This is a genomic window from Serratia plymuthica NBRC 102599 (assembly GCF_001590925.1).
GTDB classification, from domain to species: domain Bacteria; phylum Pseudomonadota; class Gammaproteobacteria; order Enterobacterales; family Enterobacteriaceae; genus Serratia; species Serratia plymuthica.
In genome coordinates, this window is sequence record NZ_BCTU01000015.1 from 106,947 (window position 1) to 133,824 (window position 26,878).

The window sequence follows — 26,878 nt, forward strand, 5'->3', positions numbered from 1 at the left end:
AATAATGAAAACGATAAAAACACCGCTACTGGCCATTGGCCTGCTGGTCGCCCTGCCACTGTTCGCCGCAGAATCGTCCACGCCGGCTCCGGTGCCAACCGCCATCGCCCAACATCAGGGGCCGATCCGCATTGCAGTGATCCGCAATCTGGGTTCCGACGACAACACCACTCAGTTTCTGGCCGGCGCCATTCAGGAAGGGCGTAAGCTGGGTTTCAAAGTGGATACCTTCCTCAGCAACGGTGACGACGCCCGTTTTCAAGATTTCGTGAACCAGGCTATCAGCCAAAAATATGACGGCATTATTCTCTCGCAGGGCCGTGCGCCCTATTCCACCGATTTGGTCAAACGCATTGTGGCGGCGGGCATTGCCGTCTCCGTATTTGATACCGACGTCAGCGGCAGCATTCCCGGCGTAACGGTTTCGCAACAGGATGACGCGTCGCTGGCAAATGAGTCGTTCGGCCAACTGATTAAAGACTTTAACGGGAAAGCCAATATCATCAAGCTTTGGGTCGCCGGTTTCCCGCCGATGGAGCGCCGTCAGGCTGCCTACCAGCAGTTGCTGAAGCAAAATCCGGGCATTCATGAGTTGGAATCGATCGGCGCAGTGTCATCGGACGTGCAGGGCGATACCGCCAACAAAGTTGGCGCGGTGCTGGCCAAATATCCGAAAGGCAAGATTGACGCGATCTGGGGCACCTGGGACGCCTTTAGCCAGGGTGCCTACAAGGCACTGAGAGAAAATGGCCGTACCGAAATCAAACTGTACAGCATCGATATCTCCAATCAGGATCTGCAACTGATGCGCGAAGCCAATAGCCCGTGGAAAGTCAGCGTAGCGGTGGATACCAAGCTGATTGGTGCGGTAAACCTGCGTCTGGTGGCGAACAAAATTGCCGGTGAACCTACGCCTGCAACCTATGAGTTCAAGGCTGCGTCTATTCCGCAGGCGTTGCTGGCCAGCCAGCCGGGGCCGGTCAACGTGGCCGGGCTGGCAAAAATCATCCCGGGCTGGGGCAGCAGCAACGATTTTATCCAACCCTGGTTCGCCACGCTGCAGGCCAAATCGGGCAAATAATCTCTTCCGCTTATCCCCAGACAAAGTAGGGGCGCTGCATGCGGCGCCCCTACTGTTCGGGGCAACAGCAGCGTGAAAAGCGTCGGCGTAACCTCTTTTTTTCACACAGCATCTTCCCAGTCGGCCAAAATGAGCTATGTTATCAACATCGCTCAATAGCTGTATGCATAAACAGGTCTGACATGAAGGGATTCCCACCGCTGATCATCGCACTGCTGGCCAGTTCGCTGGTGTTGACCATTGGCCGCGGCGTCACGCTGCCGTTCATTACCATTTACCTCACCGGGCATTTCCACCTGTTGCCGAAAAGCGTCGGCATTATTCTGGGCATCAGCCTGGCGATCGGCATTTTCGCCAGCCTGTATGGCGGCTATCTGGTGGACAAGTTCAACAAAAACACATTGATCCTGCTTTCCATTTTACTGTTCGCCCTGAGCTTTTTCGCCATCCCGTTGATCCCGCGCCCGGGAGGCATCGTTGTAGTACTGGCGATCCTGCATACGGCCTATTCGGTGCTGGGCATCACCATTAAAGCGTGCTTTGCCGACTGGCTACCGGTCACGCAGCGTATAAAAGCCTTTTCGCTCAACTACACGCTGGTGAATGTCGGCTGGGCGGTGGGGTCATCGCTGGGCGTTATGGTGGCCGGGCTGAACCCGCTGCTGCCGTTCTACCTCTCCGGTGGGCTGGCCTTATTGACGGTGGCGACACTGAGCTTTCGTCTGCGTGGGCAGTTGCACCCAAGGCAACCTGCGGCCGCCGAATCCGCGCCGACCACATTACCTGATTTTCGTCAGACGCTGGCCATCCTGCGCAGCGATCGCCGGCTGATTTACTTTACGCTCGGCAGTACGCTGGGGGCTGTCGTTTTCGGCCAGTTCACCGGCTATCTGTCGCAATACCTGATTATCGTATCGAACGCCGAATTCGCGTACAAAATCATTGGCATGGTGATGATCGTCAATGCCTGTATCGTCATCGCGTTGCAGTATTTGCTGAGCCGGGGCATGCGTCAGGAAAACATGCTGCGCTGGCTGGCGCTGGGCACACTCTTTTTCATTGTCGGGCTGATCGGTTTCATGCTGGCGGGGCAATCCGTCTGGTTGTGGGCCGTGGCCATGGCGATATTCACGCTGGGGGAGATTATCGTTATCCCGGTGGAATATATGTTTATCGACTTTATCGCACCTGCGCATCTGAAGGGCAGCTACTACGGCGTGCAAAATCTCAGTGCGTTGGGGGGCGCCATCAACCCGGTGCTTTGCGGTTTTATCCTCAGCTACGCCGCACCGCCATTGATGTTCCTGATGTTGATTGCCGCCGCGTTATTGAGCCTGCTATTCTTTTTCCTCGGCCACCGGCTGGCGCAGAAACAGCAACCGAACTCTATTGCCACCTACGTGGAATAAGACTGCGCGCGACCTTTCGCCGGTGCTGCCAACCTGCCCAACGGGCATGAATGTCATAGAGAGAATTCATGGTGTGATTTGTGGCGCAGATCACAGTTTAATTGTATGATGAATACATCAGTTAAACGGGAAAAGGTGATGGCCAACGTGCTTACACTGTGCTGGAAATACCTGAGGGCAATCGTCCTTATCTACCTCTGCTTGTTTGCCGGCAATGCCATCGCGGCGCTACTGCCGATCGCCATTCCCGGTAGCATTATCGGCATGCTAATCCTGTTTGCCCTGCTCTCCAGCCAAATTTTGCCGGCGAAGTGGGTCAAGCCCGGCTGTCATCTGCTGATCCGTTATATGGTGCTGCTGTTCGTGCCGATTGGCGTCGGCGTGATGAACTATTACGACCAAATCATCGAACATCTCAGCCCGCTGGTGGTTTCCTGCGTTATCAGCACCCTGATGGTGCTGATCGTCGTCGCCTGCACCTCTCATTATTTTCACCGTGAACGTAAAATCATCGGCAGTGACGATCCTGCGGAGGGTAAAAAATGATCCATGAAATCTGGTGGTCATTGCCGTTGACGCTGTTGGTCTACTTCGCGGCTCGCTGGCTGGCTCAGCGGCTGAAGATGCCGCTGCTGAACCCGCTGCTGGTTTCCATGGCGATGATCATTCCCCTGCTACTGCTGACCGGCGTTCCCTATGAACGCTATTTTCAGGGCAGCAAAATTCTCAACGACTTGCTGCAACCGGCGGTGGTGGCGCTGGCCTTCCCGCTGTATGAGCAGTTGCATCAGATCCGCGCTCGCTGGAAGTCGATTATCGCAGTGTGCTTTATCGGCAGCATGACGGCGATGATCAGCGGCGGCGCCATCGCGTTGTGGATGGGCGCAACGCCGGAAATTGCCGCATCAATCATGCCGAAATCCGTCACTACGCCGATCGCCATGGCGATAGCGGGATCCCTTGGCGGCATCCCCGCAATCAGCGCCGTCTGCGTTATTTTCGTCGGCATCTTCGGTTCGGTATTTGGCCATTCGCTGTTCAGAATGCTGAAAATCACCACCCGTTCGGCACGCGGCCTGGCGATGGGCACCGCTTCGCATGCCATAGGCACGGCACGTTGTGCGGAAATGGACTATCAGGAAGGCGCTTTCAGCTCGCTGGCGCTGGTGATCTGCGGGATTATTACTTCTCTGCTGGCGCCCTTTGTCTTCCCGGTGCTGCTGCATCTGTTCGGTTAACGGGTTGGAAACTTGCGATACATCTCGCATTTATCGTTTTCATTGCAGTGATTTCATCAATAAAGAGATATAAATCACACTTTATTGCTTCAAGGCTGCCTAAAATGTTATCCCGTTAACCTGTAGAGAGATTTTCTATGCACCCGCGTTTTCACACCGCTTTCGGCGAACTGTCCGCGACATTGCAATCCGTCCTGCTGCCTTATTTTGATGCGCCTGATTTCCCGGCCATGTTCAGAGCGGAGCAGGTAGACGCGATCAAGCAGCGCTGCGGGCTGGATGATGATGCTCTGGCATTTGCCCTGCTGCCTTTGGCGGCGGCCTGCTCGTTAACGCCGATCTCCCATTTCCACGTCGGTGCCATTGCCCGCGGCCAGAGCGGCAATCTCTATTTTGGCGCCAATATGGAATTCAGCGGTGCGCCGATGCAACAAACCATTCATGCAGAACAGTGTGCCGTGACCCACGCCTGGCTGCGCGATGAACCTGGCCTGGTCTCCATCACCGTTAACTACACGCCTTGCGGCCACTGCCGCCAGTTTATGAACGAACTGAACAGCGGCAGCGGCCTGCAAATTCGCCTGCCCGGCCGTGAGCCTGCCACGCTTGGCGACTATCTGCCGGACTCGTTCGGCCCGAAAGATCTGGATATCGCCACGCTGCTGATGGACCGGGTCGATCAGGGCTACCAGTTGACGCTGTCTGACGAACTGGAGAAAGCCGCGCTGGCGGCCGCTAACCAAAGCCATGCCCCCTACAGCAACGCCCACAGCGGTGTCGCGCTGGAGGCCGAAGACGGCACGATTTATGCCGGGCGCTATGCGGAGAACGCCGCCTTTAACCCGAGCCTGCCGCCGCTGCAGGCCGCGTTGATTCTGCTGAACGTCTCCGGAAGCGACTGCCAGAAAATCCGCCGCGCGGTACTGGCCGAGCCGCAAACCGCTATCCTCACCCAGTGGGATGCAACCCGCGCCACGCTGGAAGCGCTGGGTTGCCAAGACGTCAGCCGCATCACTTTCTAATCCCGATCACGGCGGTGCCGCCCGGCGCCGCTGTTAACAGCCCCGTAAGCCGATTACAATGGCATTCACGTCTTAAAACACTTTCTTTAGTTAAATTAGGACGTGATCGTCGATAATTACGCCAATTTACCTCATGATCCGATAACAATTGCTGTACATATTTTCCCGATCTTTTAGGATCGGCATCATAAAAGCTATCCGATACGTTGAAGAGCAAAACAATGGAACTTGAATACGAAAGCAAACGCCCCCTCTACATCCCTTACGCCGGCCCGATTCTGCTGGAATTTCCGCTGCTGAACAAAGGCAGCGCCTTCACTGAAGATGAACGCAGCCATTTCAACCTGCATGGTTTACTGCCTGAAGCGGTGGAAACCATCGAAGAGCAGGTTGAGCGCGCCTATCGTCAGTATCAGGATTTCAAGAACGATAACGACAAACACATCTATCTGCGCAACATCCAGGATACCAACGAAACCCTGTTTTACCGCCTGCTGGACGCGCATCTGAGCGAGATGATGCCCATCATCTACACCCCGACGGTCGGTGAAGCCTGTGAGCATTTCTCCGACATCTACCGCCGCGCGCGCGGGCTGTTTATCTCCTACCCAAACCGCGATCGCATCGACGATATGCTGCAAAACGCCACCAAGCAAAACGTCAAAGTGATCGTAGTCACCGACGGTGAGCGTATTCTCGGCTTGGGCGATCAGGGCATCGGCGGCATGGGCATTCCTATCGGCAAGCTGTCGCTGTATACCGCCTGTGGCGGCATCAGCCCGGCCTATACTCTGCCGGTAGTGCTGGACGTTGGCACCAACAACCCGCAGCGCCTTAACGATCCGCTGTACATGGGCTGGCGCCACCCGCGCATCTCCGGCGATGAATACCACGCCTTTGTCGAAGAGTTCATTCAGGCCGTAAAACGCCGCTGGCCAAATGTGCTGCTGCAGTTCGAAGACTTCGCGCAGAACAACGCCACTCCGCTGCTGAACCGCTATCGCGATGAGATTTGCTGCTTCAACGACGATATTCAGGGCACCGCAGCGGTCACCCTTGGCAGCCTGATCGCCGCCAGCCGCGCCGCCGGCAGCCAGTTACGCGACCAAACCGTGACCTTCCTTGGCGCCGGTTCAGCCGGTTGCGGCATCGCCGAGCAGATTATCGCGCAGATGAAATCTGAAGGGTTGAGCGAAGCCGAAGCGCGCGCCCGGGTCTTCATGGTGGACCGTTTCGGCCTGCTGACCGACAAACTGCCCAACCTGCTCGATTTCCAGAGCAAATTGGTGCAAAAGAGCGAGAACCTGGCTTCATGGCAGACCTCCAGCGACGCTATCTCGCTGCTGGACGTAGTGCGTAACGCCAAACCGAGCATTTTGATCGGCGTTTCCGGCCAGCCGGGCCTGTTTACCGAAGAGCTGATCCGCGAAATGCACAAGCATTGTCCGCGTCCGATCGTCATGCCGCTGTCCAACCCGACCTCACGCGTGGAAGCCCGCCCGGAAGACATCATCAACTGGACCGACGGTGCCGCACTGGTCGCGACCGGCAGCCCGTTCGCGCCGGTGAGCTATAAAGACCAGCTGTTCCCTATCGCCCAATGCAACAACTCCTATATCTTCCCGGGGATTGGTTTGGGCGTGTTGGCTTCCGGCGCCACTCGCGTAACCGACGCCATGCTGATGGCCGCCAGCCGTGCGCTGGCAGATTGTTCGCCGCTGGCGACCGACGGACATGGCGCACTGTTGCCGAATATCGACGATATTCAGGGCGTCTCCAAGTGCATCGCGATGGAAGTGGGTAAAGCGGCGCAGCTGCAGGGAATGGCGGTGGTCACCTCTGAAGAAGCGCTGTCGAAAGCCATTGAACACAACTTCTGGCGACCGCAGTACCGCAGCTACAAACGCACCTCGTTCTGATTTACGCAGGTGAAGCGCAAGGTCCGGCACGCCGGACCTTTTTTATTGTCAAAACCGCCTAAAAATGCGGCGCAATACGTGCTTCAGGCGGTGGACAGCTTGCGTCAGCCAGTCAGGTAAAGTAGCCTTGAGCCATCTTTTTTGGCCCCTGTGCGCGTAAGGCAATAACATGTGGAAACGCCTGATAATCAGCCTGTTCATCATCATTGCGGTGTTGATGCTCTCGGCGCTCGCGCTCGATCGCTGGATCAGTTGGAAAACCGCACCTTACGTCTACGACGAACTCCAGGGTCTGCCTCATCGCCAGGTTGGCGTGGTGCTCGGCACCGCCAAATATTACCGTACCGGCGTCATCAACCAGTATTACCGTTACCGTATTCAGGGCGCGATTAACGCCTATAACAGCGGTAAGGTGAAATACCTGCTGCTGAGCGGAGACAACGCCCAGCAAAGCTATAACGAGCCCATGACCATGCGCCGCGATCTGATCGCCGCAGGCGTGGCGCCCAGCGATATCGTGCTGGATTACGCCGGGTTCCGCACCCTGGACTCCATAGTGCGCACCCGCAAGGTGTTCGACACCAATGACTTCATCATTATCACCCAGCGCTTCCACTGCGAGCGTGCGCTGTTTATTGCCCTGCATATGGGGATACAGGCTCAATGCTACGCAGTGCCGTCGCCGAAAGACATGATGACGGTGCGCGCTCGCGAGATCTTCGCCCGCCTTGGCGCGCTGACCGACCTGTACATACTCAAACGCGAACCGCGCTTCCTCGGCCCGCTGATCCCCATCTCCTCCATGCATGCGGTGCCGGAAGACGCCCAGGGTTATCCGGCGGTGTCGCCGGAGCAATTGGTTGAGCTGGAACACAAGCTGGCAGCGGAAAAACAAAAGGCCAAATAGCCTTAGTTGCAACGGTGAAAATAAAAACGGTCGGCATCTGCCGACCGTTTTTTCCATATTTTATACCCTATGGCTTTCGAGTTGGCCGCTCTAGCGCATCCATGCGCTCGCGGCATTCGTACATCCCTGTACAGCACAGCTAGGCGACCAGCTCGCTCATCCCCAGGCGCTTACTAAAGTCAAGTAACTGGGGTGACAAATCTGCCGGGAGCAGATTTGAACGCTGCTTGCAGCGGCCCCTTTAGGGGCGTGGCCCACGGATGGGCCACGTAACTGAGTGCAGGTAACAACGCTGCGGCTTGAAAGACGACGGGTATAAGATTATTTCTTCTTGGCGTACTTTAGTGAATCCAGCGCCACCGCGAAGATAATGATGCCGCCCTTGATGATGTACTGCCAGTAAGGGTTAACGCCAATGTAGGTCAGCCCGTAGTTGATGACGGTAAAGATGATCACCCCGGTCACTACGCCCAACACCGTCCCCACCCCACCGGCAAAAGACACGCCGCCCACCACGCAGGCGGCAATGGCATCCAACTCATACATAAAACCGAGGTTGTTGGTGGCGCTGCCGATACGGCCGGCTTCCAACAGGCCTCCGAAGGCATAAAACACGCCGGACAGCGCATAGATCATGATCAGGTTCAACGGCACATTCACGCCGGAAACCTTTGCCGCTTCCGGGTTACCGCCGATGGCGAAGATATTTTTGCCGAAGCGGGTTTTATTCCACAGGATCCAGACAAAAATAATCGCGATAATGGCGTAGAAGGTAATGTACGACAGTTTAAAGTCGCCAAAGCGCAGGAATCCCTGGGCAAAGGTAGAGAACTTAGGATCGAACCCCGCTACCGGCGAAGCGCCGACAGAATCGTAATACAGCGAGTTGATGCCGTAGACGATGATCATGGTACCCAGGGTGGTAATAAACGGCGTCACATTCAGGTAGGCGATGATCAGACCGTTCACCAGGCCGATCACCGCACCCACGGCGCACACCAGCAGGATCACCAGCGGAATAGACCAGGTTTCCATATGCGGAAACACTTTATTGACGTTGTCCATCGACTGCAGCAGCGTTGCCGCTACCACCGCCGCCAGCCCAACCTGGCGCCCGGCGGACAGGTCTGTGCCCTGAGTCACGATCAGCCCGGCCACGCCCAGTGCAATAATGATACGCACCGATGACTGAGTCAGGATGTTGCTCAGGTTCATTAAACTGAGGAAAGTCGGGTCCTGGATAATAATAATTGCCAGCAGCACCAGCAATACCACGTAAATGCCACCTTCTTTAAAATAGGTGAACAAAGTTTTTTTATTCAGCGCGTTCATAATTCTGATCCTTAAAGGTGCAGGGATGCGAGACGTAAAATTTCATTTTGCGAGGTCTGTTTGGTGTTAACGATGCCCGCAACCTGACCATTACTCATCACCAGTATTCTGTCGGTAATTCCCAAAAGCTCCGGCATTTCGGACGAGACAATAATGATCCCCTTGCCCTTCTTCGCCAATTCGGTCATCAGCTGATAAATTTCGAATTTGGCGCCGACGTCAATGCCGCGCGTCGGTTCATCCAGCATTAATATTTCCGGTTGGGTTAACAGCCAGCGGCCGATAATCACCTTCTGCTGGTTACCGCCGGACAGCGAACCGATATGGGTGTGGTGGCCCGGCGTTTTGACCCGCATGGCGTCGATCACCCATTGGGTGTCACTTTTCATCCGGGCGTTGTCCAGCAGACCGATTTTATTTTTATAGTTGCGGATATTGGATATCAGCGAGTTGAAGCCCACGTCCAGATAGGCGTAAATCCCGGTAGAGCGTCGCTCTTCCGTTACCAGTGCAAAACCGTGGTTAATCGCTTCATTGGCGCTGTGATTGTTGATGGCCTTGCCGTGCAGCTTGATGGTGCCGGCCACTTTTTCACGGATACCGAACAGGGTTTCCACAATGTCCGTGCGCTTGGCGCCCACCAACCCGGCAATGCCAAGAATTTCACCTTTGTGAAGATCGAAAGAAACATCGCGAATCGAAGGCTGGCGCAATGACGTCAGGTTCTTCACCTCCAGAATCACCTCTCCCGGCGTATTCTGCCTGTCGGGGAAACGCTGACTGAGCGAACGGCCCACCATCATCGAGATGATCTTGTCCATATCCAGCCCTTCCAGCGGCTGAGTGGCGATCCACTGGCCGTCGCGCAGGATGGTGATTTCATCACACAGTTGGAAGATCTCTTCCATTTTGTGCGAGATATAAACAATGCCGCAGCCGCGCTCTTTCAGCTTACGAATAATGGTGAACAAATGGTTCACCTCTTTTTCCGTCAGCGACGAGGTCGGCTCATCCATAATGACAATCTTGGCGTCATAGGAAAACGCCTTGGCGATTTCGATCATCTGCATTTGCGATACCGATAGCGTGCCCACTTTATCCCGTGGGTTGATATCAATATCCAGCTCGTCGAATATCGCCTGGGTGTCCTTCAACATCTTTTCCTGATCGACAAACATGCCTTTGGTCGGGTAACGCCCCAACCACATGTTGTCCATCACGGTACGCTGCAGGACCAGGTTTAACTCCTGATGCACCATTGAAACGCCGTGTTCCAGCGCCTCTTTTGAGCTTTTGAAATCAATTTCCCGGCCCTGAAAAACAATACTGCCGGCATCTTTTTTATAAATGCCAAACAGGCATTTTAATAATGTCGATTTCCCGGCGCCGTTCTCTCCCATTAACGCATGAATGGAGTGCGGACGAACGCGCAGGTTAACATTATCCAATGCCTTGACGCCGGGGAATGACTTACTGATATCGGTCATTTCCAGGAGGAATTCGCGTGGGCTGTCGGCCATAAATACACCTGGCTATTATTGTACCCCTCGTCTTTCAAACCGCAGCGTTGTCCGCTGCACCGTGAAATCCGTCGGGTATAGGCTGTCATTTTAATAAAAAATTCCCCCGCCTGCGGCTTTCCTGGTGTTGGCGCTGAGCGCACCCCAGGCGGGGTCATTACGGCTTATCTCAGAACTTACTTAACAAACTGAGACAGATTGTCTTTATCTACGCCAACGTAAGGAATGCGCACCACTTTATTTTCGATTTTATATTGGGTGCCGTCGGCGGCCGGTTTGCCTGCAGCCAGGTTTTTCGCCAATTCGAAGGTGGCTTTAGCCTGGTTGTCGGCATCGTTCAGCACCGTCCCCGCCATCGCGCCGGATTTGACCATCGCCAGAGCTTCCGGCAACGCATCCACGCCGAATACCGGAATGCTGGATTTGTTGTGCGCCTTCAGCGCTTCTACCGCGCCCATTGCCATGGCATCGTTGTTGGCGATAACCACTTCAATTTTGTTGGCGTTCGGGCCGGACAACCAGGCGTCCATTTTGTCTTTCGCCTGAGCGGTGTCCCACATGGCGGTGTCCATCTGCAGTTGCTGAGTTTTAAGACCGCCTTCGTTCAACGTCTTCACCACATAGGTGGTGCGCGCTTCGGCATCCGGATGGCCCGGTTCGCCTTTCAGCAACACATACTGAATCTGACCGTCTTTGTTCAGATCCCAGTTCGGGTTGGCTTTCCAGTGCTTGGCGATCAGCTGGCCCTGGATCACGCCGGACTCCTTGGAGTCGGTCCCGACATAAAACGCTTTGTCGTAGCTGTCCAGCGCTTTGCGGGAAGGCTCTTTGTTGTAAAACACAATAGGGATATCGTTTGCGCGTGCCTTATCGATAACCACCGGCGCGGCGGCAGGGTCAACCAGGTTAATCGCCAGCGCTTTCACGCCTTTGGCGATCAGCACATCGATCTGGTCATTTTGCTTGGACTGATCGTTCTGCGAGTCATTCATCAGCAGAGTGATATCCGGAGAGGCCTTGGCGTCTTTCTCGATCGCCTTGCGCACTACCGACATAAAGTTGTCGTCGTATTTATAAATGGTGACGCCAATACGGGTATCTGCATGGGCTGCGGCACCAAACATCATGGCTGCGGCCGTCGCGGCCAGGGTGAAAACCTTCTTATTCATTGTCTGTCTCCGGTTTATGTAGGTCGTACTCGGTATTGAGCCAAAGGTAACCGGCGGTGGGTGCACGACCGGGTCTGGCAGGTTCCCTGTCATCCGTGAATCATGTTATTCCTGAAAAGTGCTGTGTCAGCGCGAGATAAAAACGGCAGCGGCAAGTGCCTTTGCGCCGGAAAACGCCTAGAGCATAGACGGGGTGATGTTAATAATCTGTGAATTTTCTCACAGATTGAAAACGGTTACACAAGATTAAATCTTCAGAGAGTGACCGCCGCCTCACTTTGCCAGGGGGCATCGGAATGGCGACGTACCAGAGTAGGCATAAACAGGTGGCTCGCCTGTGGCTCCAGCCCGCCAGCCGCGCCCCGCAGGGCCAATTCGGTGGCAAGAGTCGCCATGGTAACAATGGGATAGCGTACCGTAGTCAGTTTAGGGCTGGTATAGCGTGCAATGGGGATATCATCGAACCCCACTATCGAGAAATTTTGCGGCACAATGATACCGTTTTCTTTCAGCACCGCCATGGCACCGGCGGCCATAGCATCGTTGTAAGCGAACACGGCGCTCAGATGCAGATTACGGCCAAGCAGCTCGACCATCGCGGCCTCCCCGCCCTGCAGATCCGGCGAACCGTAAGCGCGCCAACTGTCCGGCGTCGCCAGCCCCGCCGCGCTCATCGCCTGCTCATAGCCCTGCTGACGCAGCGGCCCGTCTTCGATCAGGTGATTGGAGCCCAGATAGCCAATACGCTGATGGCCCTGCGACAGCAGCAGGCGCATCGCCATCTCCGCGCCGCTGACGTTATCCAGGCCAACGCAGCGGTGTTCGTAGCCGGCGATGATTCGGTTAATCAGCACCATGCCCGGCACCTGTTCGAGAAAGGCGATCAACTCGGCGTCACACAAGGCCTTTGCATGAACAATCAAGGCATTGCAGCGCTGACGAATCAATACTTCGATGGCATGACGCTCTTTTTCCGCCTGGTGGTAACTGTTGCCAATCAGCAGGTATTTGTGGTTTTTCTGCGCCACAGTGTCTACCGCTTTCACCAAAGCGCCAAAGAAGGGATCGGAAACGTCCATCACCACCACGCCGAGGGTATCGCTGCTTTGGGTGGCCAACGCCTGCGCATTGGCATTGGGCCGATAGCCCAGCTCCGCTACCGCCTGCAGCACCCCTTCACGCGTCTGTTTGCTGGTCAGGGCGCTGTTGTTCAGCACGCGGGAAACGGTCGCCACGGACACGCCCGCGCGTTTCGCCACGTCGCGAATGGTGATTGGGTGAACAGAGGCCATGAAAGATCCTGAGGTCGGGGTAGTTGACAGTGGCGCTATCCTACCCCGTTTGTCATCCTCCTCTGCGTGAATTACGTCACAGGAAAGAAAACGTTTACATACATTTTTTTAACCTGCCTGCGCCAGATCTCAGTTCAGCGCCTTGGGTTCCGCTTGGCCGGCGGCCAGATGAGTCAATTTGCGCCACAGCCATTCTACCGGCCCCTGCGGGAAGTACCTCAGCCACAGGTTGGAAAACAACAGGTTGGCCAGCCAGACCAGCGGCACAAACGCCAACAGTTGCAGGCGGTCAAACTGCTGATACAGGCCAAAGCGATAGAACAGCGTGGTGCAAATCAGCGTTTGCAGCAGATAGTTGCTCAGCGCCATACGCCCGACCTGCGTCAGCCAATGGCCGATGCGCAAGCGCGACAGCGTAGGCCAGAAACCGTAACACAGCGCCAGATAGCCCATCGCCTGCAGCGGCGAGCCCAGTTCACGCGGCACCTGCAGTAAAAACCCGCTCCAGCGGTAGTCCCAGTGCAGATGCCATTGCAACGCCACCGCCGGCACTTGGATCAGCAATGAAAGCGGTATCAGCCAGGCCGCCTGACGGCGATAGTAGCCCGGCGAATAGGTACCGCGCAGCCAACCGCTGCGCATCAGCCCCGCACCGAACAACATCAGGCCCGCCAGTTCCCAGCCGTATTGAGCGCCAATCGCCAGCAGGCTGGAAGACAGCAGGTCAACACGGCTGCGCCATGCCTCCATGCCCCCCTGCAATTTCCAAAACTTCTCATACTGCAGCTCAGCTACGCCGGGTTGCCAGAAACCGCCCGGCTCACCGTGCGAAACGAACCCTAGCAGCAGCAACACCCCAACGCCAATCAGGTACAGCACCACGCCGGTTTTCAGCAGTTGATAAGTGTCCTTCGCGTCGCGGATCATCCGCCAGCACACCAGGCCGATTAAGCCGTAAGCCAGCAAAATATCACCGTCCCAGAGGAAAATGGCATGCCCCAGACCAAACAGCACCAACCACGACAGCCGGGCGCGTATCCAACCTTTGCCGCGGCGTAGCAGCATCTGCAGGCCTGCGCCGAATAACAGGGCGAACATCGCCAGGAACTTGGCCTGCGCGAAAATATCCAGCAGCGCCCAGGTCCAGGCATCGCGAGAAGTCGGCAGCCCCAGATAGGCAGGGTTAAGGTAGGCCGCCTTTGGCAGGCCAAAGGCGCTGATATTCAGCAGAAGAATGCCGAGAATGGCGATACCTCGCACGCAGTCCAGCGTGGCGATGCGTGGCAAGGGGGCCGTGGAGCTAGTGTTCATTATTTTACCGCTGCATGCCGGTCATTAAAAAGGCGCCCGCAGGCGCCTGTTATACCCGTCATACTTGAAGCTGCCTCTGTGTTGACTGCGTGCACTTACCCGAATCACTTACCTGAGTAAGCTCATCGGGATCAGCGCCCTTGCCGCCTTGATGCAACTCCAACTATATAGGGTAGAAATGGCCCGCCATCACCCCTGGTGATGACGCACCGCGCGCAAAAACTCCTGGCGCGTGTTCTGGCTGGACTTGAACAGCCCGCCCAGAGAAGTGGTGGTGGTGGCGCTGGTCGCGTCACGGATGCCGCGTGCCTTGACACAATAATGGACCGCATCGATCGATACCGCCACGTTATTGGTACCGAGCAAGGTTTGCAATGCCACCAGGATCTGCTGAGTCAAACGCTCCTGCACCTGGGGGCGCTGGGAGAAGAACTGCACGATACGGTTGATTTTCGACAGGCCAATGACCGCATCTTTCGGAATGTAGGCCACGGTCGCTTTACCGTCGATGGTCACGAAGTGATGTTCGCAGGTGCTGGTCAGCGTGATATCGCGCACCGTCACCATTTCATCTACCTTCATCTTGTTTTCGATGACGGTGATTTTTGGGAAGTTGGCGTAGTCCAGACCGGAGAAAATCTCATCGACATACATTTTGGCAATGCGGTGCGGGGTTTCCGCCAGGCTGTCGTCGGACAAGTCGAGATTAAGCAGCTGCATGATTTCCGTCATGTGCTCTTTAATACGACGTTTGCGCGTTTCGCGATCCAGCACTTCACCGCGCAACGGGGTTTCCAGACCACGCTCTTCGAGCGCTGCGTGAACCAGGGCAGCTTCTTTACTTAATGATGTCATTTATTCTCTCCAACGGACTTGAACTCACCCATCCGGCGGCTTTACCGGGCAGACAGGTGAATTGCATACTCTCCTGACGGCAGAAGTTTCCGTAGTTGATAACGTGAACTCGGTCAAGATTTTGCCTCCACTCTAGAGGAGAGTGAAGGGATTATCCAGTGATTGTACTTCAACCGCAGGTGAAATATTCGCATTTAGCACAATCAGGCCTGCTGCGGGTATCCCGCGTTTTTTGTACGGAATTTAATCACGGCGGCGTCGGTTTTCGCGCCAATTCGCGCGCCGGCGTATTCACCACCAGCAGACCGGCCACGATCAGACCCACAACCGCCACATACAGCGCCGGTTCCAGCCTGTGGGTCAATGCCGTCGACAGCGCCGACAACGTAGGGCCAACCAGTTGCCCCAGCGCATAACCGGTAGTCAACAATCCCGCCATATAACGTGCATGGTTGGGCGCCAACTCCCGGCCATGCTGGATGGAAAGCTGCACCACGCTGAGGAAACCGCCGCCGGTAAGCAGCGCACCCAGCGCCAACCCGGCCACACCCGGTACCACTTCCGCGCACAATACCCCCAGCGCCTGCACCCACAGGGTAATAGCCAGACGTGACTGAGTGGTCAGCCGATGGCGGGTCAGAATGCCGAGGACAATCCCCAACACCGCCGCACCGCCGAAGATCGGCCAAACGAATTGAGCGAACAGGCTGTCGGGGAAACGCGCCGCCGCCATCTGCGACAGAAAGGTCGCCGGCAGAATATAGCCAAACCCCGCCAGACTGTAGCTCCATACCAGGCGTTTCAACGCCGGGGTCAGTTGCAGCGGCTCCGCTGCCACATTGGGGCGATGCAACTCACCGGCACGCGGCAGGTTGATGCTGATGGCACCGATCAGCACCAGCGCCAATACGCCGTACACCATCCAGGCCTGCGACGCCGTCAGGGCCAGGCTATGAATGCCCACCGCCATCATGCCGCTGATAAAAATTCCGGCCCCCGGGCCGGCGAACACCGCAGCGCTCAGCGCCGGCCGGCCATAATGCGCCAACCGCTCGTTGGTCCAGGCCGCTACCAAGACCATCGACCAGCCGCTGGCCCAGCCGATGACAAAACGCACCGCACCATGCCACCATTCGCCCTGCACCACGGCGGAAAGCAGCGTCAAGGCCACCGCGCCCCACACGCCCAACCACAGCCGGCGTTCAACGTGGCGGCTGGCGCGCATGGCGTCGTAAGCGCCACACAGATATCCCAGGTAGTTGATCGCCGCCACCAGCCCGGCCCCGGTCAGAGTAAACTGGTGCTCGGCAATCATCAGCGGCACCTGCGGGGTAAAGGCGAAGCGCCCAATCCCCATGGCGACGATCAACGCAATAAAACCGCTCAGGGCAATTCTTAAGGCCATGTAGAGTTATCCAGACTGTTAAAAGAAAGTTGCCAGCATCATGCCGCAGTATTAAAATCACAAAAACTGAATAATACTAATCAAGTTCATCACGAAAAGAGAAGACCATGGATCTGACCCAGCTTCGCATGTTCTGCAGCGTCGCCGAAACCGGCTCCGTCGCCCGTGCCGCCGAGCAACTGCACCGCGTGCCGTCGAACCTGACTACGCGCCTGCGTCAGCTTGAGCAGGAACTGGGCACCGATCTTTTCATCCGCGAAAAGCAACGCCTGCGCCTTTCGCCGATGGGCCACAACTTCCTCTGCTACGCCAACCGTATTCTGGCGCTCAGCGAAGAGGCCATGAGCATCACCCATGCCGGTGAGCCGGCGGGTAACTTCGCTATCGGCTCGATGGAAAGCACGGCGGCCACCCGCCTGCCCAGTCTGTTGGCGGCCTACCACCAGCGCTTTTCGCAGGTCTCGCTGTCGTTGACCACCGGTACCTCGGGCGAAATCACCGAACGGGTGCGCGCCGGTACGTTGGCGGCGGCGCTGGTCGATGGGCCGGTGCAATATGACGAACTCAACGGCTGTATCGCCTTCCCCGAACACATGGTGGTGATCTCCTGCCTCGACCACCTGCCGATTCATAGCGCTAAAGACGCCAAAGGCGAAACGCTGTTCGCCTTCCGGGCAAGCTGTTCTTACCGCCTGCGGCTGGAGTCCTGGTTCAAGCGCGAAGGCGCCTTGCCGGGCCAGATTATGGAAATCCAGTCCTACCACGCGATGCTGGCCTGCGTTGCCAGCGGCGCCGGGCTGGCGATGATCCCGCACTCGGTGCTCAGCCTGTTGCCTGGCCATGAACGGGTGAAAGTGCATGCCCTGCCGGATGACATCGCCCAAACCGCCACCTGGTTGCTGTGGCGGCGCGATGCGTTCGGCCCGAACGTGCGGGCACTGAAAGAACTGATTATTGAACAGGCGGAAACCGCCGCTGTTGACAACACAAACCTCGTTTCATCAGACGCTATCGACATAGCCTGATTTAAAAAATAGACCACTGGAGACCATGATGAAAATGATCAAAACCCGTGCCGCCGTTGCCTGGGGCCCGAACCAGCCGCTGAAAATCGAAGAAGTCGATCTGATGCCACCGCAAAAAGGCGAAGTGCTGGTGCGGATCGTAGCCACCGGCGTGTGCCACACCGACGCTTACACCCTGTCAGGGGCCGATCCGGAAGGCGTGTTCCCGGCGATCCTCGGCCATGAAGGCGGCGGCGTGGTAGAAGCGGTGGGCGAAGGCGTCACCAGCGTGGCGGTCGGCGATCACGTGATCCCGCTGTACACCCCGGAATGCGGCGAGTGCAAATTCTGTAAATCCGGCAAAACCAACCTGTGTCAGGCGATCCGCGCCACCCAGGGTAAAGGCCTGATGCCGGACGGCACGACCCGCTTCTATAAAGACGGCCAGCCAATCTTCCACTACATGGGCACCTCGACCTTCTCCGAATACACCGTAGTACCGGAAATCTCTCTGGCGAAAATCAGCAAAGAAGCACCGCTGGAAGAAGTCTGCCTGCTGGGTTGCGGCGTCACCACCGGCATGGGTGCGGTGATCAACACCGCCAAAGTGCAAAAAGGCGACACCGTGGCCATCTTCGGCCTCGGCGGCATTGGCCTGTCGGCGATTATCGGCGCGCAGATGGCCGGCGCAGGCCGCATCATCGGCATCGATATCAACACCAGCAAGTTCGATCTGGCGCGCAAACTGGGTGCTACCGATCTGATCAACCCGAAAGACTACGATAAACCTATTCAGGACGTGATCGTTGAGCTGACCGACGGCGGCGTCGATTTCTCCTTCGAGTGCATTGGCAACGTCAACGTGATGCGCTCCGCGCTGGAATGTTGTCATAAAGGCTGGGGCGAATCGGTGATTATCGGCGTAGCCGGTGCCGGCCAAGAGATCTCTACCCGCCCGTTCCAGTTGGTCACCGGCCGCGTCTGGCGCGGTTCCGCCTTCGGTGGCGTCAAGGGCCGTTCGCAGTTGCCGGGCATCGTCCAGCGTTATCTGGACGGCGAGTTCGCGCTGAATGACTTTATCACCCACACTATGGGGCTCGATCAGATTAACGAAGCGTTCGATTTGATGCACGAAGGCAAATCAATCCGCTCGGTTATTCACTTCGACAAAAAATAAGCCAGGAGGCAGAGATGAACTCGTCATTAGAACTTCTCGAAGAGCACCGCATGTTCGGTGGCTGGCAACAGCGTTACCGCCATGCAGCGCAGAGCCTGAATTGCAACATGACTTTCAGCATCTATCTGCCGCCGCCGCGTGATGATAACCCGCCGCCGGTGTTGTACTGGCTGTCGGGGCTGACTTGCAATGATGAAAACTTCACGTTGAAGGCCGGTGCGCAACGCATCGCCGCCGAACTGGGTCTGGTGCTGGTGATGGCCGATACCAGCCCGCGCGGCGACGATGTGCCGAACGATGAAGGGTACGATCTGGGCCAGGGCGCCGGGTTCTATTTGAACGCCACGCAGGCGCCGTGGGACAAGCATTTTCGCATGTACGATTACCTCAGCGATGAGCTACCGGCGCTGATCAATCAGCATTTCAGCGTCAGCGATCGCCAGTCGATCTTTGGCCACTCCATGGGCGGCCATGGCGCGCTGATGCTGGCGTTTCGCAATCCGCAGCGCTTTCGTTCGGTATCGGCGTTCGCGCCGATCGTCAACCCTTGCCAGGTGCCTTGGGGGCGAAAAGCCTTCACCGCCTATCTGGGGAACGACGAAAGCCAGTGGCTGCAATACGACAGTTGCCATCTGCTGGCTAACGGGGCGGAAAAAATGCCGGTCCTGGTGGATCAGGGCGACGGCGATCAGTTCCTGGCGGATCAACTGCAACCGGCAAAACTGGCAGAGCTGGCACGCCAGCGCGACTGGCCACTGACGCTGCGGATCCAGCCAGGCTACGATCACAGCTACTTCACCATCGCCACCTTTATCGAAGACCACCTGCGTTTCCACGCCGAACATCTGTTCCGCTGATAAAAAAATCCGGGCGGTTTAGCCGCCCGGATTTCATCTGATACCGTCGAAAAGAAAATCTATTGCGGCTTTCACCTTGGTTCGGTATTGGGAAGCATCGCAAAATTCAGCGCCCAGGATACGAACGGGAATACTTGCCATCTCATGAGTCATAACGGCGTACTCGTTGTCATCCACCAGCCTGACCAAAGGGTTCAAGCGTTCCGGGCGAGTACTGGCCGGATACTTTTCAATGGGTAATAACGGGATCATAACTCGGCGATTTAATTGCTCGATGATATCGTTCGTCACATCAAGCAGCAGAGGATAGACTGCGCTTTTCCCCGTATTCGCGTATACCGTAAATTGCATCGCTAAAACGTCCTGTATTCGTCACTGAAACAGCCATGTTCTTCATGAAAACGATTTAAAGCATCGATCGCTTCTCGGTTTTCTTCCTTCCATTTCCTCATCTCATGCTGACGCAATTCGGCATCCAAAGCAGTATTCAGCGTAGTACTGAGGTTAATGCCCGCCTCACGTGCACGGCTCAGTAAACTGCGTTCCACCGCCATGGTAACGCTTTGGGTCGTTCGTTGTTTTACTGGCATTAGCACCTCCCGCAATAATCTTCGTGCAAACAACACGGCTTATTGAACGAAAAATAACACCCAGGAACGGTGTCAGCCCATTCAAATGTGCGCCACGCATCATGGCGAAACCGGCCTGAACGCGCAAAGGCAACAGACCCAAAGTCACCCCTTCAGTTTCGGATCCAGCGCATCGCGCAGCCCATCGCCCAACAAGTTAAACGCCAGCACGGTGAGGAAAATCGCCAAACTGGGGAAAATCGCCACGTGCGGCGCAATCACCATATCGGCTCGCGCCTCGTTGAGCATCGCGCCCCACTCCGGCGTCGGCGGTTGCGCGCCCAGGCCGAGGAACGACAGGCTGGCGGCGGTAATGATGGAAGTGCCGATACGCATGGTGAAATACACCACGATCGACGAAAGAGTGCCCGGCAAAATATGCCGCATGATGATGGTCCAGTCCGAAGCGCCAATGCTGCGTGCCGACTCGATATAGGTCAGGTGCTTCAGCACCAGGGTGTTGCCCCGCACCAACCGGGCAAACGCCGGAATGCTGAAAATGGCCACCGCGATAATCACATTGGCCATGCCGCTGCCCATGATCGCCACCACGCCAATCGCCAGCAGGATGCCGGGAAACGCGAACAACACGTCGCAAATGCGCATGGTGATCCGATCCCACCAGCCCTCATAATAGCCCGCCAACAGGCCCAGCAAGGTGCCAATCAATCCGCCGGCCAGTACCGAGAACACCCCGGCGGCCAGCGAAATGCGCGTGCCCATCAGAATACGGCTAAAAATATCCCGCCCCAGCGAATCCACGCCCAGCCAATGCACCAGCGAAGGGCCTTCGTTCAGGCGGTCATAATCAAAATAGTTTTCCGCATCAAAGGGGGTCAGGTACGGCGCAAACAGCGCTGCCGCCACCAACAGCAACACAAACAGTCCCGCGACCAACGCCACATGCTGTCGGCGGAAACGCCGCCAAAACTCATGCCACGGCGTGCGCACCGCGTTAGAGTTGATCGTCGGCATCGCCTTCAATGCAGCGTTACGTCGCCAATGCTTAATCATGCAGCGCCCTCATTTGTAGCGTATCGCCGGGTTAATTGCCGCATACAGCATGTCCACCAACAGGTTAATCAGAATGAACTCCAGAGAAAACAACAGCACCTCGGCCTGGATCACCGGGTAATCGCGCATCTCGACGGAATCGACCAGCAGCCTGCCCAGCCCCGGCCAGTTAAAGACTTTCTCCACCACGATAGAGCCGCCAAGCAGAAAGCCGAACTGCAATCCCATCATGGTCACCACCGGGATCATCGCGTTACGCAGCCCGTGTTTCACCACCACCAGGGTTTCTCGCACACCCTTGGCGCGCGCGGTGCGCATATAGTCTTCTTGCATCACCTCAACGAATGAAGCGCGGGTAAAGCGCGCCATCACCGCCGCCACCGCCGCGCCCAACGTAATCGAGGGCAGAATATAGTGCCGCCAGCTGTCGGCCCCCACCGTCGGCAACCAGCCGAGGTTGACGGAAAATACCTGCATCAGCAGCATGCCCAGCGCAAAGGCGGGGAATGAAATGCCCGAGACCGCCAGCGTCATGCCCAGGCGATCCGGCCAGCGGTTTCGCCACACGGCGGACACCATGCCAATGGCCATGCCGAAGATCACCGCCCACAGCATGCTGGTGAGGGTCAGCCACAGCGTTGGCAAAAAGCGCGAGCCGATCTCCTCGCTCACCGGGCGCTTGGACACCATCGAGGTGCCGAAATCGCCCTGTAGCGCATTGACAAAAAAATGGACGAACTGCTGAGGCAACGGCTTATCCAGCCCCAGATCCTTGCGCACCAGTTGCACCACCGCTTCGTCGGCATCCGGCCCCGCCGCCAGCCGCGCCGGATCGCCGGGCAGCAGGTGAACGAACAGAAACACCAGCACCGCGACAATCAGCAGCGTCGGGATCAGACCCAGCAGTCGTTTCAGAAAATAATTAAGCATGTCGGGTTAATCCCCTCACCCCGCCCCCGAATAGAGGGCGGGGATTGGCGCCTTATTTGAGATCGGCATTATCAAAGTTGAACGAGGTATCCGGCATCACATAGAAACCGCTCAGCTGCTTGTTGTTGGCCGACAGCAGGCGCTCGGTCGCCAGGAAGATCCACGGTGCGTCGGCCCAGATCCGGTCCTGCGCATCCTTGTAGAGTTTCTGCTTCTCGGCGCGATCGGTGGTCGCCAGCGCGCCGGTCAGATCCTTGTCCACCTGCGGATTGCTGTAAAACGCGGTGTTGAACTGCTTGGGTGGCGCAGCCTGGGTAGAGAACAGCGGCGACAGCGCCCAATCCGCCTCGCCGGTCGACGCCGACCAGCCGGTATAGAACATGCGCACGCCGGTGTCTTTCACCCCGACGCTTTCCACCTGCGCGGCACGCTGGCCGGCATCCATCGCGGTCACCGTCACTTTCACCCCAACCTGCGCCAGCTGCTGCTGGGCAAACTGCAGCACTTTCTGCGCGGTGCTGTGGTTATGCGAAGACCACAACGTGGTGGTGAAACCGTTCGGATAGCCGGCCTCTTTCAGCAGTTCGCGCGCCTTGGCCGGATCGTACGGCCACGGCTTGTAGCGGGTAGCGAAGTCGATTGCCGGCGGTACCGGGCCTTCCGCCGGTACCGCGTAGCCGGAGAACGCCACTTTGATCAACGCATCCTTGTTGATGGCGTAGTTCAACGCCTGGCGCACTTTCGGATTGTCAAACGGCTTCTGGGTGACGTTCAGACTGATATAACGTTGCAGGATCGACGGAGCCGCCACCACGTCGAGCTTGGCATTGCCTTCCAGCACCTTGGCCTGCTCGTAAGGGATCGGGAAGGCAAAGGTCGCTTCGCCGGTTTGCAGCATCGCCGCACGGGTATTGTTGTCCACCACCGGGCGCCAGGTGATGCTGTCGAGCTTCGGCAACCCCGGCTTCCAATAGCCGTCGAACTTCTTCACCTTGACGAAATCGGTCTGGTTCCAGGTCACGAACTGATATGGCCCGGTGCCCACCGGATGGAAGCCAATGTCTTTGCCATACTGCTTCAGCGCCGCCGGGGAAATGATCGCCGCCGCCGGGTGCGCCAAATTGTTGATAAAGGCCGAGAACGGTGCCTTCAACACGATTTTCACCGTGTTGGCGTCCACCACTTCGGTTTTGTCGATCATCTTGAACAGGTTGTAGCGCTTGAGATGGCTGTCCGGGTTGCTGGCGCGATCCAGGTTCACCTTCACCGCTTCGGCGTTGAACTCGGTGCCGTCGTGGAATTTCACCCCCGGATGCAGCTTGAGGGTATAAGTCAAGCCGTCTTTACTTACCTCGTAGCCGTCCGCCAGCACGTTAACCAGCTTCATGTCCTTATCGAAGCCGAACAGCCCCTGATAGAAAGACTTGGCCACCGCCTGAGACAGCGTGTCGTTGGCGTCGTACGGATCCAACGTGGTGAAGTTGGAAGCCACGGCAATCACCGCATCCTTCGCCGCCCAGGCCGGGCCTGCGCCCACCGCCGCCAGCAGCACGGCGGCCACCAACGCATTACGTTTGAATGTGTGCTTCATGTCGCTTGTCTCTCCTGAGGTCTTTAATAAGCACCGGCGATCGGGTGGCGGGCAACGAAGTGCCCCGGCCCAACCTGTACCAGCGGTGCGGTAACGGGTTCATCGCCCAACGCGCGGATCGGGCTAGGAATTTCATCCACCAACAACGGTTGGCGTTTATGGACATGTGCCGGATCGGCCACCGGCACCGCCGCCATCAGTTTGCGGGTATAAGCGTGCTGCGGGTTGTCGAACACCGCCCGACGCGGGCCAATTTCGACGATCTGGCCGAGGTACATGACCGCCACGCGATGGCTAATGCGTTCCACCACCGCCATATCGTGCGAGATAAACAAGAATGCGATGCCGAGCTCACGCTGCAGATCGAGCAGCAGATTGACGATTTGCGCCTGAATCGACACGTCAAGCGCCGACACCGACTCGTCGGCAATCACCACCTTCGGGTTCAATGCCAGCGCACGCGCAATACAGATACGCTGCCGCTGGCCACCGGAAAACTCATGCGGATAACGCCGCGCATGCTCAGGTTTCAGCCCCACGCGCTCCAGCAACCAGGCCACACGCGCCTCCGCCGCCTTGCCACGCGCCACGTTATGCACCAGCAGCGGCTCCATAATCGAAAAGCCGACGGTCAGCCGCGGGTCCAGAGAAGCGTAAGGATCCTGGAAGATAAACTGGATATCGCGCCGCAGGTGCTGCAACGCCGAGCCTTTCAGGTGGTTTATCTGACGGCCGTCAAAGGTGATGGTGCCATGTTGGCTGTCCACCAGCTTTAGCAGCGAACGGCCGGTAGTGGATTTACCACAGCCGGACTCCCCCACCAGCCCCAGCGTTTCGCCGGGATAGAGATCAAAACTGACGTTTTCCACCGCGTGTACCCGACGGGTGACGCGGTTGAAAATACCGCTGCGCAGATCAAAACGCGTGACCAGGTTTTCCACGCGCAGGATCGGCGCTGCGCCCGGCGGCACGGTATCCTGCGGCAGCCCATTGTCTTCGCCGTTGGGCTGCGGGAATTTGGCAGGGAAATCTTTATCCGCCATCGAACCCAGCTTCGGCACTGCCGCCAGCAACGCCTGGGTGTAAGGCTGTTGCGGCGCGGCGAACAACTCGCGCACCGGCCCTTGCTCCACTTGTTCGCCCTGATGCATCACCAGCACCCGGTCGGCAATCTCCGCCACTACGCCCATATCGTGGGTGATGAAAATCACCCCCATCTGCATTTCCTGCTGCAGCACGCGAATCAGCTGCAGGATCTGCGCCTGAATGGTGACGTCCAGCGCGGTGGTCGGCTCGTCGGCAATCAGCAGCGCGGGTTTGCAAGATAACGCCATGGCGATCATCACCCGCTGGCGCATGCCGCCGGAAAGCTGGTGCGGATAACGGTTAAGTACCTCTTTGGCTTCGGGAATGCGCACCAGATCGAGCATGCGCAAGGCTTCTTGTTTCGCGGCGCGACCGCCCATCGCCTGATGCAGCCGCAAAGACTCGGCGATCTGCTCGCCTACCGGAAACACCGGATTCAGCGACGTCATCGGCTCCTGAAAAATCATCGCCATATCGGCGCCGCGCAGGGTTCGCAAGGTGCTCTGACGCGCTCGCGCCAGATCCAGCACCTCGCCGTTGCGCCGGCGAAATGACATAGCGCCGCTGACGATAGCGCCGCCGCCCTGCTCAACCAATCGCATCAACGCCAGAGAGGTGACCGATTTGCCCGAGCCGGACTCGCCGACGATCGCCAGCGTTTCACCGCGATCGATGTCAAATGACAGGTGGCGCACCGCCTCGACGGTGTCGCCCTGTTGGTTAAAACGGATGCCAAGATCGCGTACCGACAGTACGCGCTGCGGCGGCATAAATAACCCGGAGTCCGCCGCAGGCGGCATTGAAGTATCGGTCATGCACCCTCCTGGTGATCGGTTAGCGATAAATCCCTATGGACGGCGCATCGCCGACATAACCGAAGCCGCGGTACATCCCTTCGCTGTTGAAAGGCAGGGCCACGTTGCCGTGGCGGTCGATGGCGATCAGCCCGCCGCTGCCGCCCATTGCCGGCAGTTTTTCCATCACCACCCGATCGCAGGCCTGTTGCAGGCTCAGACCGGCGTACTCGATCAAGGCAGAAACGTCGTAAGCCGCGACGCCGCGCATGAAGATTTCGCCGGTGCCGGTACTGGAGACCGCCACCGTGGCGTTGTTGGCATAGCAGCCTGCGCCGATGATCGGCGTGTCGCCAATCCGGCCTGCCTGTTTATTGGTCATACCGCCGGTTGAGGTGGCGGCCGCCAGATTGCCTAATGCGTCCAGCGCTACCGCACCGACGGTGCCGAATTTGCGATCGGGGTCTATCGGATCGCCGGCCTGCGCCGCGCCGTCGTGATCGAGCAGCACCCGGCCCTGCTCCGCCTGAGCGCGGTGCAGTTGATCAAAACGTTCCTGGGTAAAGAAGAAATCGGGGGCGACCATTTCCAGGCCGTGGGCTACGGCGAATTTTTCTGCGCCTTCACCGGCGAACAGCACATGTTGGCTGTTTTCCAGCACCGCACGCGCGGCCAGCACCGGATTGCGTATCCGGTTAACGCCCGTCACGGCGCCGGCATCGCAGGTGCGGCCGTCCATCACGCAGGCATCCAGTTCGTGGGTGCCCTGATGAGTGAACACCGAGCCCAAGCCCGCGTTGAACAGCGGGCACTCTTCCAGCAACCTCACCGCCTCGGTGACCGCATCCAGCGCGCTACCGCCCTGGGCCAAAATATTCTGGCCTGCGGCGACAATGCCCGACAGCACCTGAATATATTCCTGTTCCTTTTCTGCACTCAACGCCGCACGGGTAATTGCGCCCGCACCGCCATGAATGGCAATCACTGGTTTGCTCATTTGCCTGACACCCTGTGTTAATTCCAGCCCTTTTCCAAGACGCCTACCCCCTATGGATTTCAAGTTGCAACCAGGTGGCCAGCTCGGGAGCCGCCAGGTATGCTTGAAATACGACGGGTGTAATTATTATTCAGACTTTTTTCGACTATATTTAGCCCGGCAATCGAAGTAAAGCATAAAGTCGCCGTTCAGCATTTAGCGTAGCCCTCTTAGACCATTTTGCACCTTGAAATAACTTATCGGAATAAAAACAGGGTGTTAGAAAAATGCATTCACGCAAAAAGTCATGTCTGATATTTTTGGCAAGCGCCCTACTTGATGGACAGTCATTTTCCGAAA

At 57.2% G+C, this 26,878-nt stretch carries 24 protein-coding genes; 10 read left to right on the top strand and 14 right to left on the bottom strand.

Translation table 11 applies throughout. The annotated features are described in order from the left end of the window. Positions 1–4: 4 nt before the first annotated feature. The 7 genes from SPL01S_RS11735 (at position 5) to sanA (ending at position 7,576) form a co-directional block, all read left to right on the top strand. Positions 5–1,081 carry a sugar ABC transporter substrate-binding protein gene (locus SPL01S_RS11735; RefSeq protein ID WP_063199937.1) on the top strand — a complete coding sequence of 359 codons (1,077 nt, stop codon included), beginning with the start codon at positions 5–7 and terminating at the stop codon, positions 1,079–1,081. A 182-nt stretch (positions 1,082–1,263) separates the two neighbouring features. Further along, positions 1,264–2,490, top strand: coding sequence for an MFS transporter (locus tag SPL01S_RS11740; protein ID WP_063199940.1), 1,227 nt, complete (start codon positions 1,264–1,266; stop codon positions 2,488–2,490). Between the two features lie 138 nt (positions 2,491–2,628). After that, positions 2,629–3,036, top strand: coding sequence for a CidA/LrgA family protein (locus tag SPL01S_RS11745; RefSeq protein WP_006324397.1), 408 nt, complete (start codon positions 2,629–2,631; stop codon positions 3,034–3,036). Further along, positions 3,033–3,728, top strand: a complete 696-nt coding sequence (locus tag SPL01S_RS11750; protein WP_063199943.1) for a CidB/LrgB family autolysis modulator — start codon at positions 3,033–3,035, stop codon at positions 3,726–3,728. Before SPL01S_RS11745 ends, SPL01S_RS11750 begins: the two co-directional genes overlap by 4 nt. A 137-nt stretch (positions 3,729–3,865) precedes the next feature. After that, positions 3,866–4,750: a cytidine deaminase gene (gene cdd, locus SPL01S_RS11755; protein ID WP_063199946.1), complete on the top strand. Its 885-nt coding sequence runs from the start codon at positions 3,866–3,868 to the stop codon at positions 4,748–4,750. A gap of 221 nt (positions 4,751–4,971) precedes the next feature. Further along, the gene (locus SPL01S_RS11760; protein ID WP_004942358.1) at positions 4,972–6,669 is read left to right on the top strand and encodes an NAD-dependent malic enzyme; all 1,698 of its coding nucleotides are present in this window, start codon (positions 4,972–4,974) and stop codon (positions 6,667–6,669) included. A 169-nt stretch (positions 6,670–6,838) separates the two neighbouring features. Then, positions 6,839–7,576: an outer membrane permeability protein SanA gene (sanA, locus tag SPL01S_RS11765; RefSeq protein ID WP_063199949.1), complete on the top strand. Its 738-nt coding sequence runs from the start codon at positions 6,839–6,841 to the stop codon at positions 7,574–7,576. A 321-nt stretch (positions 7,577–7,897) separates the two neighbouring features. Here the strand turns inward: sanA and mglC are convergent, their stop codons facing one another. From mglC to SPL01S_RS11800, 7 genes are all read right to left on the bottom strand, one after another. Further along, complete coding sequence (gene mglC, locus SPL01S_RS11770) at positions 7,898–8,908, bottom strand: galactose/methyl galactoside ABC transporter permease MglC (RefSeq protein WP_006322189.1); 1,011 nt, start codon at positions 8,906–8,908, stop codon at positions 7,898–7,900. A gap of 11 nt (positions 8,909–8,919) precedes the next feature. Beyond that, positions 8,920–10,428, bottom strand: coding sequence for a galactose/methyl galactoside ABC transporter ATP-binding protein MglA (mglA, locus tag SPL01S_RS11775; RefSeq protein ID WP_013812179.1), 1,509 nt, complete (start codon positions 10,426–10,428; stop codon positions 8,920–8,922). A 176-nt stretch (positions 10,429–10,604) separates the two neighbouring features. Beyond that, positions 10,605–11,597, bottom strand: a complete 993-nt coding sequence (mglB, locus tag SPL01S_RS11780) for a galactose/glucose ABC transporter substrate-binding protein MglB (protein WP_013812178.1) — start codon at positions 11,595–11,597, stop codon at positions 10,605–10,607. 254 nt (positions 11,598–11,851) lie between these two features. Next, positions 11,852–12,889 carry an HTH-type transcriptional regulator GalS gene (galS, locus tag SPL01S_RS11785; RefSeq protein WP_063199953.1) on the bottom strand — a complete coding sequence of 346 codons (1,038 nt, stop codon included), beginning with the start codon at positions 12,887–12,889 and terminating at the stop codon, positions 11,852–11,854. Between the two features lie 129 nt (positions 12,890–13,018). Then, on the bottom strand, positions 13,019–14,200 hold the full coding sequence (gene yeiB, locus SPL01S_RS11790; RefSeq protein WP_037432502.1) for a DUF418 domain-containing protein YeiB: 1,182 nt from the start codon (positions 14,198–14,200) through the stop codon (positions 13,019–13,021). A 189-nt stretch (positions 14,201–14,389) separates the two neighbouring features. Further along, positions 14,390–15,055 carry a GTP cyclohydrolase I FolE gene (gene folE, locus SPL01S_RS11795; RefSeq protein WP_004942347.1) on the bottom strand — a complete coding sequence of 222 codons (666 nt, stop codon included), beginning with the start codon at positions 15,053–15,055 and terminating at the stop codon, positions 14,390–14,392. 247 nt (positions 15,056–15,302) lie between these two features. Next, entirely contained in the window at positions 15,303–16,460 is a 1,158-nt protein-coding gene (locus SPL01S_RS11800; protein WP_062870253.1) for a YbfB/YjiJ family MFS transporter, read from the bottom strand. Positions 16,461–16,567: 107 nt separating this feature from the next. Between SPL01S_RS11800 and ptrR the strand changes: the two genes are divergently transcribed. The 3 genes from ptrR to fghA are packed head-to-tail and all read left to right on the top strand — an operon-like array spanning position 16,568 to position 19,498. Continuing rightward, the gene (gene ptrR, locus SPL01S_RS11805) at positions 16,568–17,485 is read left to right on the top strand and encodes a putrescine utilization regulator PtrR (RefSeq protein ID WP_063199956.1); all 918 of its coding nucleotides are present in this window, start codon (positions 16,568–16,570) and stop codon (positions 17,483–17,485) included. A 28-nt stretch (positions 17,486–17,513) separates the two neighbouring features. Beyond that, the gene (locus tag SPL01S_RS11810) at positions 17,514–18,641 is read left to right on the top strand and encodes an S-(hydroxymethyl)glutathione dehydrogenase/class III alcohol dehydrogenase (protein WP_062870249.1); all 1,128 of its coding nucleotides are present in this window, start codon (positions 17,514–17,516) and stop codon (positions 18,639–18,641) included. Between the two features lie 14 nt (positions 18,642–18,655). Then, positions 18,656–19,498 carry an S-formylglutathione hydrolase gene (fghA, locus tag SPL01S_RS11815; protein WP_004942338.1) on the top strand — a complete coding sequence of 281 codons (843 nt, stop codon included), beginning with the start codon at positions 18,656–18,658 and terminating at the stop codon, positions 19,496–19,498. 33 nt (positions 19,499–19,531) lie between these two features. Here fghA and SPL01S_RS11820 read toward each other — a convergent pair whose 3' ends face one another. From SPL01S_RS11820 to SPL01S_RS11850, 7 genes are all read right to left on the bottom strand, one after another. Continuing rightward, a complete protein-coding gene (locus tag SPL01S_RS11820; RefSeq protein ID WP_013812173.1) occupies positions 19,532–19,849 on the bottom strand; it encodes a CcdB family protein in 318 nt (105 codons plus the stop codon). 2 nt (positions 19,850–19,851) lie between these two features. After that, on the bottom strand, positions 19,852–20,088 hold the full coding sequence (locus tag SPL01S_RS11825; protein ID WP_063199959.1) for a type II toxin-antitoxin system CcdA family antitoxin: 237 nt from the start codon (positions 20,086–20,088) through the stop codon (positions 19,852–19,854). A 144-nt stretch (positions 20,089–20,232) separates the two neighbouring features. Next, the gene (gene gsiD / locus SPL01S_RS11830; protein ID WP_174523958.1) at positions 20,233–21,141 is read right to left on the bottom strand and encodes a glutathione ABC transporter permease GsiD; all 909 of its coding nucleotides are present in this window, start codon (positions 21,139–21,141) and stop codon (positions 20,233–20,235) included. A 9-nt stretch (positions 21,142–21,150) separates the two neighbouring features. Beyond that, entirely contained in the window at positions 21,151–22,071 is a 921-nt protein-coding gene (gene gsiC, locus SPL01S_RS11835; RefSeq protein ID WP_062870247.1) for a glutathione ABC transporter permease GsiC, read from the bottom strand. 52 nt (positions 22,072–22,123) lie between these two features. After that, the gene (gsiB, locus tag SPL01S_RS11840; protein ID WP_004942332.1) at positions 22,124–23,662 is read right to left on the bottom strand and encodes a glutathione ABC transporter substrate-binding protein GsiB; all 1,539 of its coding nucleotides are present in this window, start codon (positions 23,660–23,662) and stop codon (positions 22,124–22,126) included. Between the two features lie 23 nt (positions 23,663–23,685). Beyond that, positions 23,686–25,563, bottom strand: a complete 1,878-nt coding sequence (locus SPL01S_RS11845) for a dipeptide ABC transporter ATP-binding protein (RefSeq protein WP_063199962.1) — start codon at positions 25,561–25,563, stop codon at positions 23,686–23,688. Positions 25,564–25,582: 19 nt separating this feature from the next. After that, complete coding sequence (locus SPL01S_RS11850) at positions 25,583–26,539, bottom strand: isoaspartyl peptidase/L-asparaginase family protein (protein ID WP_063199964.1); 957 nt, start codon at positions 26,537–26,539, stop codon at positions 25,583–25,585. Positions 26,540–26,878: the final 339 nt, after the last annotated feature.